11 protein-coding genes are annotated in these 12,952 nt (G+C 70.9%); 5 read left to right on the top strand and 6 right to left on the bottom strand.

The genetic code is table 11. The features are described from left to right. Nucleotides 1-9 precede the first annotated feature (9 nt). Together E9998_RS26685 and E9998_RS07215 are read left to right on the top strand one after the other, a co-directional pair. Entirely contained in the window at nucleotides 10-504 is a 495-nt protein-coding gene (locus E9998_RS26685) for a carboxymuconolactone decarboxylase family protein (RefSeq protein WP_204745306.1), read from the top strand. Between the two features lie 63 nt (nucleotides 505-567). Then, on the top strand, nucleotides 568-1,335 hold the full coding sequence (locus E9998_RS07215) for a phosphotransferase (RefSeq protein ID WP_204745305.1): 768 nt from the start codon (nucleotides 568-570) through the stop codon (nucleotides 1,333-1,335). Nucleotides 1,336-1,400: 65 nt separating this feature from the next. On the opposite strand, the gene E9998_RS07210 is transcribed toward E9998_RS07215, so the two are convergent. The 4 genes from E9998_RS07210 to E9998_RS07195 all read right to left on the bottom strand — a co-directional run bounded on the left by E9998_RS07210 (nucleotide 1,401) and on the right by E9998_RS07195 (nucleotide 4,861). Next, complete coding sequence (locus E9998_RS07210; protein ID WP_136529029.1) at nucleotides 1,401-1,712, bottom strand: DUF1416 domain-containing protein; 312 nt, start codon at nucleotides 1,710-1,712, stop codon at nucleotides 1,401-1,403. Between the two features lie 29 nt (nucleotides 1,713-1,741). After that, nucleotides 1,742-2,593: a sulfurtransferase gene (locus tag E9998_RS07205; protein WP_136529028.1), complete on the bottom strand. Its 852-nt coding sequence runs from the start codon at nucleotides 2,591-2,593 to the stop codon at nucleotides 1,742-1,744. A 438-nt stretch (nucleotides 2,594-3,031) separates the two neighbouring features. After that, a complete protein-coding gene (locus E9998_RS07200; RefSeq protein ID WP_136529027.1) occupies nucleotides 3,032-3,760 on the bottom strand; it encodes an LmeA family phospholipid-binding protein in 729 nt (242 codons plus the stop codon). 69 nt (nucleotides 3,761-3,829) lie between these two features. Continuing rightward, complete coding sequence (locus E9998_RS07195; RefSeq protein ID WP_136529026.1) at nucleotides 3,830-4,861, bottom strand: hypothetical protein; 1,032 nt, start codon at nucleotides 4,859-4,861, stop codon at nucleotides 3,830-3,832. A 312-nt stretch (nucleotides 4,862-5,173) separates the two neighbouring features. On the opposite strand from E9998_RS07195, the gene E9998_RS07190 reads away from it, so the two are divergent. From E9998_RS07190 to E9998_RS07180, 3 genes are all read left to right on the top strand, one after another. Beyond that, a complete protein-coding gene (locus tag E9998_RS07190; RefSeq protein WP_136529025.1) occupies nucleotides 5,174-5,896 on the top strand; it encodes a winged helix-turn-helix transcriptional regulator in 723 nt (240 codons plus the stop codon). 295 nt (nucleotides 5,897-6,191) lie between these two features. Continuing rightward, the gene (locus tag E9998_RS07185; RefSeq protein ID WP_136529024.1) at nucleotides 6,192-6,509 is read left to right on the top strand and encodes a hypothetical protein; all 318 of its coding nucleotides are present in this window, start codon (nucleotides 6,192-6,194) and stop codon (nucleotides 6,507-6,509) included. 5 nt (nucleotides 6,510-6,514) lie between these two features. Further along, entirely contained in the window at nucleotides 6,515-8,344 is a 1,830-nt protein-coding gene (locus E9998_RS07180) for a hypothetical protein (protein WP_136529023.1), read from the top strand. Between the two features lie 263 nt (nucleotides 8,345-8,607). Here E9998_RS07180 and E9998_RS07175 read toward each other — a convergent pair whose 3' ends face one another. Further along, on the bottom strand, nucleotides 8,608-9,672 hold the full coding sequence (locus E9998_RS07175; RefSeq protein WP_136529022.1) for an arabinan endo-1,5-alpha-L-arabinosidase: 1,065 nt from the start codon (nucleotides 9,670-9,672) through the stop codon (nucleotides 8,608-8,610). A gap of 182 nt (nucleotides 9,673-9,854) precedes the next feature. Next, nucleotides 9,855-12,848: a S8 family serine peptidase gene (locus tag E9998_RS07170; protein ID WP_158299723.1), complete on the bottom strand. Its 2,994-nt coding sequence runs from the start codon at nucleotides 12,846-12,848 to the stop codon at nucleotides 9,855-9,857. Nucleotides 12,849-12,952: the final 104 nt, after the last annotated feature.

The raw sequence follows: 12,952 nt of genomic DNA, 5'->3' as shown, positions 1-12,952 counted from the left end.
GACACCGCCATGACCGCACGACTCTCCTACCAGGACACCGAATTCGGCAAGGCCCACTACAAGGCCATGCTCGCCATCGAGAAGCTCTTCCACACCGCCTCGCCGGTCCCGCACGCCACCATGGAGCTCGTCAAACTCCGCGCCAGCCAGATCAACGGGTGCGGCTTCTGCACCGACATGCACTACAAGGACGCCGTCCACGCCGGCGAGGACCCCGAGCGCCTCAACCTCGTCACCGTCTGGCGCGAGGCCCCCGCCTTCACCGACGCCGAACGCGCCGCCCTCGCCCTCGCCGAGGAGTCCGCCCGCCTCGCCGACAACCCCCACGGCGTCTCCGACGAGACCTGGGAGCTCCTGCGCAAGCACTACGACGACGAGCAGACCGCCGCCCTCATCGCCATGTGCGCCCAGATCAACGCCTGGAACCGCGTCAACGTCATCCTCCGCAACCCGGCGGGACACTACGACCCGGCGACCAAGGCCGCCCGCTACAAGAAGGACTAGCGGCACAGCAGAGCACGGGGCGGGACCACGCGTCCCGCCCCGGGCGGCCGGTAGCGTGGCCGCATGGAACTCCTCGCCTCCGGCCGCGCCTCGGCCGTGTACGCGGTCGACGACCGGACCGTGCTGCGCCGCAGCGCCTCCGACTGCGAAACGGAGGCGCGCCTCATGCGATACCTGCGTGGCCGCGGCTACCCGGTCCCGCAGGTGTACACCGCGAGCGGCGCCGAGATGACCATGGAGCGCCTGTACGGCCCGACCCTCCTCGACGCCCTGCTCACCGGGAGCGTCGACCTCGCCGCCGCCGCTGAGACGCTCCTCGCCCTGCTCGGCGACCTGCACCGCATCGAGCCGCCCCCGTGGCTCGCCGCCACCGCGCGCGGCGTCGACCTCGCGGCGACCGCCCCCGACCGCGCGGTGCTGCACCTCGACCTGCATCCGGGGAACGTGCTGCTCACCGACGACGGCCCGCAGGTCATCGACTGGACCAACGCGGCGGCGGGCGATCCGGCCGTCGACCGCGCCGTCACCTGGGCGATCCTCGCCGAAGTCGACCCCTCCGAAGTCGACTCCTGCCTGGCAGCAGGCCTCGGGCCGCTGCTGCACCGCCTCGCGGCGGACCTGCCGCCCGCGAGCCTCGCCGTAGGCGTGCGATTCCGCCACGCCGACCCGAACGTCGGCGACTCGGAGCGGGACCGGGTCCGGGCCCGGCTGGACGGTACGTCCAACGCCGACGTGATCGCGCGGATCGCCGCTCAACCGCCGGTGGAGGTCTCGAGCGAGGAGATCGTCGCGTACATCGAAGCCGGGCGACCGCGACGGGAACAGCGCTAAGGGCGGGGCCGCTGGTGCGGCCCCGCCCTCAGGACTGGGTTACGAGCTGAATCGCCCCGGTCGGTCTAGCGGCTGACGGCGAGCTTGGTCTCGTTGAGACCGCGGACGGCCTCGACCTCGCCGGTGGCGTCGCCGTAGCGCGAGAGCGCCCGCAGCGTCCACTTGCCGGGGGCGGCGAAGAAGCGGAACTGGCCGCCCTCGCCGGTGACGACCTCGGCGGTGAACTCGCCGGTGCCGTCGAGGAGGCGCACGTACGCCCCCTGCACCAGTTCGCCCTCGTCGTTGACGACGGTGCCGGTGAGCACGGTCTCCTTCTCCAGGTCGACCGACGCCGGCAGGGCCGTGTCCTGATCGGGTGCTGCGCAGCTGTCAGACATGTTGGTACCTTTCCGTTCCGTCGCCGGTGCTACTTGGTGCCGGGCTCGTCGCCGAGGGCGATCGGGACGCCGACCAGCGAGCCGTACTCGGTCCAGGAGCCGTCGTAGTTCTTGACGTCCTCGTAGCCGAGGAGCTCGCGGAGCGCGAACCAGGTGTGGCTGGAGCGCTCGCCGATGCGGCAGTAGGCGATGGTCGACTTCGACTCGTCCAGGCCCGCCTCGTCCACGTAGATCTCGCGGAGCTCGGCCTCGGACTTGAAGGTGCCGTCCTCGTTCGCGGCCTTCGACCACGGCACGGACAGCGCGGTCGGGATGTGGCCGGCGCGCTGGGACTGCTCCTGCGGGAGGTGGGCCGGGGCCAGGAGGCGGCCGGCGTACTCGTCGGGGGAGCGCACGTCGATGAGGTTCTTCACGCCGATCGCGGCCTCGGCCTCGTCGCGCTTGGCGCGCAGGCTCCAGTCGAGCGGGCCGGCGACGTAGGAGGTGGCCGGGCGGGAGGGGACCTCGGTGACGACCTCGCGGGCGTCGAGCTCCCACTTCTTGCGGCCGCCGTCGAGCAGCTTGACGCTGGCGTGGCCGTACAGCTTGAAGTACCAGTACGCGTAGGCCGCGAACCAGTTGTTGTTGCCGCCGTAGAGGACGACGGTGTCGTCGTTGGCGATCCCGCGCTCCGAGAGGAGCTGCGAGAACTGCTCCTGGTTGACGAAGTCGCGGCGGACCGGGTCCTGGAGGTCGTCCCTCCAGTCGATCTTCACCGCGCCCTTGATGTGTCCGCTGTCGTAGGCGGACGTGTCCTCGTCGACTTCGACGAACACGACGCCGGGGGTGTCGAGGTTCTCTTCCGCCCAATCGGCGGTGACCAGCACGTCTTCACGGGCCATGGCTGTTCTCTCCTGAACGTAAATGGAATGACTGACTTCGACTGTTCCGAGTTCGAGAGCGTGCCCAGAGTGAGGCGGGTGCGGTGCGTAGTCGCCGCTGATCGCGGCTGAGCAGGGATCGTCCAGAGGACGTCCGGTCCACGGGACCGGGTTCAAGCCGATGTGACGTCACGCCCGGATCGCGCCTGAGGCGGTGTGGGGAGTGGGTCGCAAGCCTTGCTCTGATGTTCGCGCACGCTGGGCCGCAATGCGGCGACTGCCTCAGGCCTCGGTGGGCCCGGCGAGTCGCCTACGGCATTCGACAGAGCGTGGCCGCGATCGTGCAGTAGTCGATCGCGCGCCGCTTGGTGAGCATCGGCTTGCGCATGGCGTGAACGCTAGCAGACTTCCCCGCGCGAATCCACACACGTTCTCGCGATGCGGAACCGCCGCGCGCGCTCAGGTGAGGACGACGTCCTCGGCCGAACCGGAGACGGTGACCGCGTTCCCGTCGAACACGATCTCCCCGAGCACGATGCCGTACGGCAGGTCGGGCAGGGGGATCGAGGACCCGAGCTCGGAGGCGAACTGCTCGATGACCGGCTGCGCGCCCGGCGGCAGGCCCTCGGTGAGGGTCTCCACGGCGTCGGGGGTGAAGCTCAGCTCACTCTCGCCGATGACGATCCGGCCGGTCGCCTCCAGGTCGACCGACATGTTCAGGGCGTCGACCTGCTTGGTCGCGCGCAGCGTCGCCTGGCCGTCCTCGCCGATCGTCAGGTCGTACCCGGTCTCCTCTGCCAGGAGCGCCTCCACCGACGCGACCGAGACGCTGCCGGAGACCTCCAGGTCCCGCGCGACCACGTCCCCGCCGTCGGCGAGCTCGCGCCAGTCGGCCTCGACGCCGCGCGCGACCAGGTCGAGGGACGGGAAGACCAGGCCGCTCGCGCCGACGTCCTTGAGGGTGATGTCGATCTGCTCGAACTCGCCCGTCCAGGCCTGGTCGAGGAACGGCCAGCCGTGGATCGTCACCTCGGGGCGCCGGTCGGAGTACGCGCCGTGGTCGGCCGCGGTGTTCGCGACCTCCGTGGCGATGCGGCGCTCGGCGACCGCGTTCGCGACCCGGTCGCCCAGGGCGACCACGGCGACGAGGATGACCAGGGTGATGAGGAGGCGGCGGAGGATCTTCACCTGGAGTGCTCCAAAACGGCGTGTATGCGGCGCGCGGGGGTGGGCCGCGCGCGATCGCGGACGGGTGTGTCAGTCGATCATGTAATAGACGCTCAAGAGGTACACGACGGGTCCCGTGACGGCGAACGCGAGCAGCGGCCCGGCGGCGCTCACCACCGGTGCGGGCGCGGTTCCGGCGCCGTCGATGCGCCGCGCCGCGGAGAGGTAGCCGCAGGCGAGGTCGGACAGGACCGCGATGAGCGCGACCAGCAGGCCGCCGATCGCCGCGTGCGAGGGCTCGGGGCCCTCGATGACCAGCCCCGCGTAGGCGGCCGAGGCGGTGCCGCACATGGTGCCGATGACGATCCCGAACGCGCCGCGCGTCACCTGCCGGTTGATGCGCGGGTCGGGCATGACGAGGTCCACCGCTCGCGCCGCGAGGATCGCCGTCCCGGCCGCGACCACCGCCGAGTACATCGCCGGCGGCGCCGAGCCGAGCCGCGACAGGGCTATATAGCAGGTGTAGCCGGCGACGGCCACGCACAGCAGCATGGTGAAGCCGAGGCTCTCGGTCACCCCCGCGTGCTCGCGGCGCACGAGCTGGCCGACGACGGCGGCGGCGAACGCGAGCGCCACCAGCACCGTGATCGGCATGAGCGACACCGGCGACCACGAGACGGCCGCCCAGTCGGCGGCCACGGCGAGGCCGGAGGCGACCAGGAGCGTCACCCACGCGCCCTCGACCTTGCGGACCCAGACGGCCAGGACCACCATCGCGATCTGGAGGACCGCGATCCCCGCGGCGTAGACGGGGCGCTCCATCTGGGTGCCGAGGACGAGCCCGGCGCTGATCGCGACCGTCACCGCCAGCGCGGGGAGGCGCGAGAGCAGGCTCGGGCTGGGCGGGGGGAGGGTGTGGTCGACTTCGCCGTCGGGGCCGGTCGAGCGGTAGGAGCCGGTGGTCTCCCAGCGGTTCGCGCCGGTCGGGGGGTCCTCGGTCCGGCTGGCCTCGCCGCGGCGCTCGTCGGCCGGCTCGGCTTCGGCGTAGGCCCCGCCCCAGGCGGGCTCGGCCGCCTCGGGCGGCTCGTGGCCCCAGGTCTCGTCGGGTCGGCTGTACGACACGAGCACAGCCTACGGCAAGCCCCTTGTGCACTGCTCACCTTCGAAGGGCCGCAGTGCGAAGTGTCGGCCCGAACGCCCCGTTCGGGTGGTCCGGTCCGATGTTCGGGGCGTGTCGTGCGCGTGAACGGCGTCGGTCGCGGAGCTTGCATCGACCGATCCCGCATAGTGAGGTCGCACAGCGGTGACGCTGGTGTTTTCAATGGTGACCGTTTACACTTGGCCTGGACTCCACCTACCGCATGTAAGCCCACCCGTCGCCGAAGCCGGGAAGAGCGATAGTCGCGTGTGCTCACCTACCAGCGGAGGAATTCTGTGGAAATCCTGATCCTCACTTCCAATCCCGTTCCGGAGTCACCTGAATCCATCCTGCCGTCCCTCGAACTGCTGCCGCACCGCGCGCGGTACGCGGGCCGGGACGTTCGGGCCCTACTGAGCGGTCCGAGCCCGGACGCGGTCATGGTCGACGCCCGTTCGGACCTCGCCGACGCCCGCGCGACCTGCCGGGTCCTCCAGGCCACCGGCCTCACCGTCCCGCTCTACGCCATCGTCACCGAGGCGGGCCTCGCCGCGCTCCAGGCCGACTGGGGCGTCGACGACTTCCTGCTGGCGGCCTCGGGCCCGGCCGAGGTCGAGGCGCGGCTGCGGCTGGCGACGGGCAAGCCGAACGCGGCCACGGCCGCCGGTCCGGCCGTGATCCGCGCGGGCGACCTGACCGTCGACCCCGACACGTACGCCGCGAAGCTCAAGGGCACGCCGCTCGACTTGACGTACAAGGAGTTCGAGCTGCTGCGGTTCCTCGCCCAGCACCCCGGGCGCGTGTTCACCCGCGAGCAGCTGCTGCGGGAGGTGTGGGGCTACGACTACTTCGGCGGCACGCGGACGGTGGACGTCCACGTGCGGCGGCTGCGTGCGAAGCTCGGCTCGGAGTACGAGTCGATGATCGGCACGGTGCGCCAGGTCGGCTACAAGTTCGTGGCGCCGCCGCCGGAGAACCTCCGGGAGAGCGAGCCGCTGCCGGTGCGCGTCGACGCCTGACGGGTTCGCCTTCGGGGCGTCGAGTCTGAAATGGGTCCGCTTCGCGGGCCCATTTTCTCGTGTGTCCAAAGTTGACACTGGTACTGGTGTTCTTCCTGCTCTCATGGGAATGCGCGGTCGTGCTGCGATGGTGCTCGATTCTGCTCGAATGTGGATTCGCAATCGAGTCGAGACCAGTTGAGACATGTCCTAACGGGACAAAAGCGGCAACTGTGCGTACCCAGAGGGTGGCGCTCAGTGGATAGAATGGGTCTCGCTTTGGACCCCATCAGCTCGCCCCCTGGAGTGTGACCCCGTGTCGGATCGCGCCGTCGACCCCGAAGCCCTGGCCGAGTTCCGCGAGATCGCGCTGGACCGCCTGGACTACCTCGAAACGCTCATCGGCCAGCTGCGGCACGGCAACGAGCTCGGCGTCGAGCCCGGGTTCGGCCTGCTCGACAGCGGCCAGGTGGCCCGCGAGGCCTACCGCGAATTCCACCGCCAGACCTGGTCCAACCTCCAGGACCTGCGGGCCGACCTGGCGGGCATCATCGCCACCCTCGACGGGGTCGCCGAGCGCGCCGTCGAGACCGACGACGAGTCCGCCCTCCACATGTCCCGAAGCGAGGACTGATCGCCATGTCCGACAACCAATCGCAGGACCCGGCGGTGGAACCCGCCCCGGACGTCGAGCAGACCCCGGCCGCAGACGCGACCTCCGAAGAGGCCGTGGTCGAAGAAGCCACTGCCGAGGAAACCCCTGCCGCGGAGGCCCCGCTCGAAGAGTCCCCGCCGGCGGAGACGCCGGCCGAGGAACCGCAGGAGACCGAAGCGGCCCAAGAGGAACCCGCCGAGTCCGACCCCGACGAAGACGCCGAAGCCGACGACGAGGATGAAGGTTCCTCCGAGGACGACGAAGACGACGACCAAGACGAAGACGACGACCAAGACGAGGATGACGACGAGGACGAGGACGAAGACGAAGACGACGAGGAGGAAGAGGAGGAGGACGAAGACGAGGACGACGACCACGGGCACCAGCGCGAGGAGTGGGAGTCCGGCGCCGCGCCCGACGACTCGACCGTCGTCGAGTACCAGCGCCGCGACGCCGAGGCGCTGTTCCTCTCCGGCCGCCCCTGCTCGGACCCGAGCTGCCAGAACGTCGGCAACACCGCCGAGAACGCCTGGATCAAACTCGTCTCCGCGATCCCTACCACCGGGCAGGTCGCCGGGCTCACGGTCGTCACCGCCGGCACGCCCGCGCCGAGCCAGGAGGACATCCAGTCCCTGGTGAACGAGGTCCGGCCGGACACGCCGGACCGCTACGCGCTCAGGGCGATCAGCGAGCACTGGCAGGCGTTCAAGGACGGCTTCGACACCGACCCGGGGACCAGCGTCTCGGCGTGGATGAAGTCGGGGCTGCGCACGCTCTCGGAGCACTGGAAGGGCGACGACTTCGACGCGTTCGCCGAGCAGGTCGAGGTCGTCCTCGCCAACTGCGCGGCGATCTGCGACGACATCGGCGACGCCTCGTCCGGCGCGGTGGGCCTGCTGGAGCAGAAGGCCGACGAGTTCTACGCCCTCCAGGGCGGCGACTCCGGCGAGCTGCCGTACCCGGCGCCCATGTACTGGATCCCGAACCCCGACCTCATGTACACCGACCCGATGGCCCATGTGCGGCCGCCGTTCTCCAACGGCGACTGCTACGTCATCAGCGGTTGCGACCAGGGCGGGGAGTACGTCCGGAGCCTCATGTCGATCGCCGGGTTCAACATGGACTATGTGGACGAGGTGGGGGACTACGTCGCGGCCCAGACCGAGTACTACATCGCGCAGGGCAAGAACAAGGACCCGAAGACCACGCCCGAGCAGGCGAAGATCTGGGCCGAGGCCGACGCGAACCAGAACATCACCGCCGACGTCAACGCCGGGCTCGACGACTACGAGCAGCGCTCGCAGATCGCCAACGAGGACGTGGTGAACCGGTGGGAGAACGCCGAGGAGTCGGCGGGGACCTTCACGCCCGAGGCGCAGCCCTCGAACTCCTCGACCTTCCGCAGCGCCTCCGACATGCTCGCCGACTCCTACGAGGGCCTGGACTCGGGCGCGAACGCGCTGGAGTCCGGCGACGAGCCGCCCGGCGGCGGGGGTGGCGGCGGGGGACTGGAACCGCCCGGCGGGACCAGCGGCGGCCTCGCCAGCGGCGGGCCCGCGACCCTCGGCGGCGGCGGGTCGTTCCCTGTCGGCGCCGCGTCCTCCACCGGCGAGGGCGCCGCGGGCGGCGCCGGCGGCGGCTCGGGAGGCGGCGGCCGGGGCGCCGGCGGCATGGGCGGCATGATGGGCGGCGCGGGCGGCGCCCGCGGCGGCATGAACGGCGACCAGCCCGCCGAAGGCGAGCACGCGACCTGGCTCGAAGAGGACCCCGACATCTGGGGCGTCCTCGACATCGACGTGGACCCGTACGCCTGAGGGGCGTTCACGAACCCCGGGCGGCGGCCGCGCCTTCCGGCGCGGCCGCCGCCCTCGAACATGAGGCCCGCGCGCCCGGACCCACGCTTTCGAGTGAGTTCCGGGTGCGCGGGCCGCTGCGCCCCCGATTTCTGTCGGTGCCCGGTGAAACGATCGCGCCAGACTTCCTTCCCCTCTCGGGAGGGTGGGCGTTAGGGACGGTCGACCCCGGGGGCCGCGAATCCGAAGGCGGACACGCGCGCCGACACGCGGTAGGCGGGTGGTCAGGCGCCGTCGAGGACCGGCCAGCCGTCGCGGGTCCACTCGATCGCCTCGATGCCCATGTCGAAGTGGCCGTCCTCGTGGTAGGAGTGGTACGCCATGAGGCCGTTGACGATCGACTGCCCGCCGGTCGCCACGTAGTCGCCGTGCGCGCCGAGGACCAGGGTGCCGCCGCCCTCGGTGAGGGCGACGCCGTCGGCGTCCGTGAACGGGCCCGTCGGGGAGGTCGAGCGCCCGACCCGGATGTTGTAGGTCGCGTCGGCGCCCGCGCAGCAGACGTCCCACGAGGTGAAGAGGTAGTAGTAGCGGCCGTGCTTGACCAGGGCGGGCGCCTCGATGCCCGCGCCGCCGCGCCCGGCCACGTGGACCGGCTCCGCGCCGTCCTCGACCTTCCCCGAAGGCCAGTCGAGTTCGAGCATGTAGATGCCCTGCCACCAGGAACCGTACGCCATGTAGTGCTTGCCGCCCGCCTGGAGGATCGCGGGGTCGATCGCGTTGTACGGGTCGCCGGCGTTCGACTCCCACACCAGGCCCTCGTCGACCCACTCGTAGTCCTCGTCGGCCGGGTCGAGGGTCGTGTTGGTCGCCAGGCCGATCACCGAGCGCTGGTTGCCGAAGGTCGAGGCGGAGTAGTAGAGGTAGTAGCGGCCCTGGCGGGCGTCGTAGGAGATCTCCGGCGCCCACAGGTTGTCGACGCCGGGGACGGCCTCGGTGAGCCACTCGGGCTTGACGTCCCAGACGGTGTCCACATAGGTCCACGTGGCGCCGTCGTCGGCCGAGGTGCGGATGGTGATGTTGCCTTCGCCGAGCGGGCCCCAGCCGGTCGCGAACAGGAACCACGGCTCGCCGTCCTCGCAGGGGGCGAACAGGCCCGGGTCGTGGGCGCCGAGGTCGCCGCCGACGCTCGCGGGCGCTTCGAGCTCGCAGGTCTGCCTTCCGTGGCCGTGGTCGTGCCCGCGGCCGCCGCCGGGCCCGGCGAAGGCGGCCGGGCTGAACGCCGTCAGGCTCGCGGCGGCGATGCCGACCGCCCCGAGCGCCGCGATGAGGGAGGTGCGCTTGCGCGTCATGAGGACCGCCTGGTTCAGAGGTTGAAGAATCGAGACGGCTCGATGTTAACGGAAACATGACTTGCGGGCAATGAACGCGGCCCCCACCCGGCGCGCGAAAGCGCCCGCCGCATCGGCCGACCGTTCCCGGTCGGGCCGACGCGGCGGGCGCCGCGATCGCTCGAGCCTTGCGGCTCAACTCATCAGGTTCCGATGCTCACCACGGTCGAACCGACCGCCGCGCCGTCGGCGGCGTAGTCGATCGTGCCGAGGTAGCGCGAGTCCGCGGCCAGGCCCGACCAGGCCAGGTCAAGCGAGAAGTCGCCCGCCAGCACCACGTCCTGCTCGGCCGGGGACACCGAGAGGTTGCCCTCGTCGGCGCCCGGCACCACCCACGCGTGCAGCGTCGCCTCAAGCGGCGAGGGACCCGCCCACTCGTCGACGAACACCACGAACGTGTAGCCGCCCGGCAGCGTCACCGTCTCGTTCGAACCGCCCGAGGCCGAGTTCGCCACCAGCGTCAGCGAACCGTCGGCGTCCTTGAGGTACACGAACAGGTCCAGGTCGGTCCCGGTCGGGTGCTCCTCGTCGAACGTCGCGAAGCGCACCAGCGCCGCGTCCTCGGGGGTCGTGAACTCGTAGGAGACCACGTGCGAGTTCTCCTGCGGGTCGGCCGCCGGGAACGTGCCCGAGTCCGGGTCGGTCAGCGTCGCGGTCCGCGCGTCGGAGGCCACCAGGCCCGACACGGAGGCGCTCAGCGAGCCGTCGAAGCCGGCCACGCCCGCCAGGGTCGTCGCACCCGAAGCGCCCGTGAAGGACACCTCGTCGGCCGCCGCCAGCTGGGTCGGCTTCACCACGATCGGCGAACGCACCTCGTGGACCGTGCGGGTGCCCTTCTTCTCCACCCAGGTGATGTCGCCGAACGCCCAGTCGCCGAACGCCGCGTCGGTGCGCGTGACGGTCAGCGTGTACGTCGCCGACTCGCCCGGCTTCAGCGTGAACTGCTCGACGTCCACCGACACCTCGAAGCCCGCGGGGGCGGTGATGTCGGCCTTGTAGGTCGCCTTCTTGTCGGAGACGTTCGTGACCGTGCGGGACACGTCGTACGAGCCGGTCAGCTCGGCCACCGTGATCGACGGGTAGTTCAGCTGCGAGGGCTCCATCGAACCGAGCGCGTCGCAGTTGGACTGGATCTTGTACGCCTCGGGCGTCCCGCAGATGTACTGGATCCACTCGACCGGGGTCGACTCGTAGACCAGGCCCGGGTCGAGCATCCCCGCGCCGTCCGCGTGACCGGCGCCGAAGTCGAACGGCGTCGCGTCCTCGGTGCCGCGCTGGATCGGGTTGCCGTCCTGGTCGGTCTGGTACGAGGTCGTCATGATCGCCGACTTGATCGCCATCGGCGACCAGTCCGGGTTCGCCGACTTCAGCAGCGCGGCCAGGCCCGCGATGTGCGGGCTCGCCATCGACGTGCCCTGGTTCGTCGCGAAGTCGTTGCCCGCGTGGTTGTCCGGGGTGACACCCGCCACGACCTCGACGCCGGGCGCGGTGATGTCCGGCTTGAGGAGGTTCTGCTCGGCCGAGAGGGCCGGGCCGTTCGAGGAGAACGCGGCCATGCTCGGGGCGTTCTGGTACTCCAGCTCGGAGGTCTCGACAGAGACCCTCGGGTTGCCCTTGGAGTCGATCCAGGCCTGGAGGTCCTGACCGTCCGTGTAGGACAGCGACAGCACCGGGACCGCCTGCGAGGTGACCGTGTTGGCCGGGCCCCGCTCGAACTGGTCCACCACGATCAGGGCGACGCCGCCCGCGGCGGCCACCTGGTTCGCGTTGTCGGTGAACAGGTTCCCGCGCACGCACACGATCGCGAAGCCCTCGGTCTTCTCGGGGTCCAGCGTGTCCGCGTTGCAGGTCGCGGCGGCGGCGGGGTCGGTGCCGTCGTACGCGGCGTCGACCGCGTTCTTGACGTACCAGTTCGCCTTGCCGACCATGCCCGCGGCGTCGACCTCGTCGCGGCCGAACTCCAGCTCGGTGCGGAAGGTCTGGTCGTGCGTCGAGGCCGCGACCGTGGTCACCCACGGCTCCTGGTGGTCCACGGTGGACGTCGGGCCGTCGTTGCCGGCGCTCGCCGCCACGAACACGCCCGCGGCGGCCGCGTTGAAGAACGCGATCGACACGGAGTCGAGGAACTCGGGGGTGCCGGTCGAACCGATCGAGAAGTTGATGACGTCGACGCCGTCGTCAACGGCCGCTTCGATACCGGCCACGAGGTCGAGACCGGAGCAGCCGCCCCAGCAGACCTTGTAGGCGGCGACGCGTGCGGCGGGGGCCAGACCGGAGAAGGTGCCGATGTTCTTCCCGTCGACCTTCACCTTGGTCTTGTAGTTGCCGGCGGCGGTCGTGGCGGTGTGGGTGCCGTGGCCGTCCGCGTCGCGCGGCGACGCGTAGCTGTCGGCCGAGACGCCGCGGGCGTCGAACCAGCGGGCGCCGATGAGCTTGTTGTTGCACTCGATGTTGCCCGCCGGGTCCTCGTCCTCCCCGGTCTCGCACTCGCCGTTCCACTTGGCGTCGATCGTGGCCTGGTCGGGCCGCGGCTCGGGCAGGGCGGCCAGGGCCGGGTTCTCCGGCCAGATGCCGGTGTCCAGGACGCCGACGATCACGCCTTCGCCAGCGCGCTTGGAGGAGCCGAACTCCTCTTCCCAGGCGCCGTTCTTGCCGGCGACGTCGAGGAACTTCGTCGCGTCGACCGCGCCGGTCGTCTGGTAGATGACGTCGGGGATGACGGCCAGCACGTCGTCGCTGGCGGCCAGCTCCTCGGCCTCGGCCGCGCTCAGGTGCGCCGCGAAGCCGTTGATGACAGTGTCGTACTCGGCGAGCGCGTCCACGTCGTGCTCGGCGATGACGTCGGCGCGCTCCTCGGCGAGGAAGTCGCCGTACTCCTCGACCGCACCGGTCGAGAAGTCGATGGTGTCGCCTTCGGCCGGGGCGGTGGCGGCCAGGCCGGCCTCGCCGCCCTCATAGGTGGCGATGGGGTCGGCGGCGAGCTGGACGACGTAGTAGCCGTCCTCGTACTCGATCGGCGCCGACGCCTCCTTGAAGTACTGGGGGGTGATCTCGGGCAGTGCGGGGGGCTCGGCGGCGGCCGGACTCGCGGCGGTGGTGAGCGCGATGACCACCAGGGGTACCGACGCGGCCGCCATCACGGCTCGGGTTCCTGATCCGGCGCGCGCGGTGGCGCGCCGTCTCAGCAGACGGGGGGACGGAGATCCCATGCGATGAGCTCCTCTCAAGGGGGACGAGCGCC

Source organism: Glycomyces paridis (assembly GCF_004912155.1).
In the GTDB taxonomy this organism is placed as follows: domain Bacteria; phylum Actinomycetota; class Actinomycetes; order Mycobacteriales; family Micromonosporaceae; genus Glycomyces; species Glycomyces paridis.
Note: the sequence above shows the minus strand (reverse complement) of the source record. Positions and strands in the feature narration are given on the sequence as shown.

What these genes read in the sequence shown, in the direction of transcription:
- E9998_RS26685 (WP_204745306.1), top strand. Translation starts at nt 10, where the DNA reads ATGACCGCACGACTCTCCTACCAGGACACCGAATTCGGCAAGGCCCAC.
- E9998_RS07215 (WP_204745305.1), top strand. Translation starts at nt 568, where the DNA reads ATGGAACTCCTCGCCTCCGGCCGCGCCTCGGCCGTGTACGCGGTCGAC.
- E9998_RS07210 (WP_136529029.1), bottom strand. Translation starts at nt 1,712, where the DNA reads ATGTCTGACAGCTGCGCAGCACCCGATCAGGACACGGCCCTGCCGGCG.
- E9998_RS07205 (WP_136529028.1), bottom strand. Translation starts at nt 2,593, where the DNA reads ATGGCCCGTGAAGACGTGCTGGTCACCGCCGATTGGGCGGAAGAGAAC.
- E9998_RS07180 (WP_136529023.1), top strand. Translation starts at nt 6,515, where the DNA reads ATGTCCGACAACCAATCGCAGGACCCGGCGGTGGAACCCGCCCCGGAC.
- E9998_RS07175 (WP_136529022.1), bottom strand. Translation starts at nt 9,672, where the DNA reads ATGACGCGCAAGCGCACCTCCCTCATCGCGGCGCTCGGGGCGGTCGGC.
- E9998_RS07170 (WP_158299723.1), bottom strand. Translation starts at nt 12,848, where the DNA reads ATGGCGGCCGCGTCGGTACCCCTGGTGGTCATCGCGCTCACCACCGCC.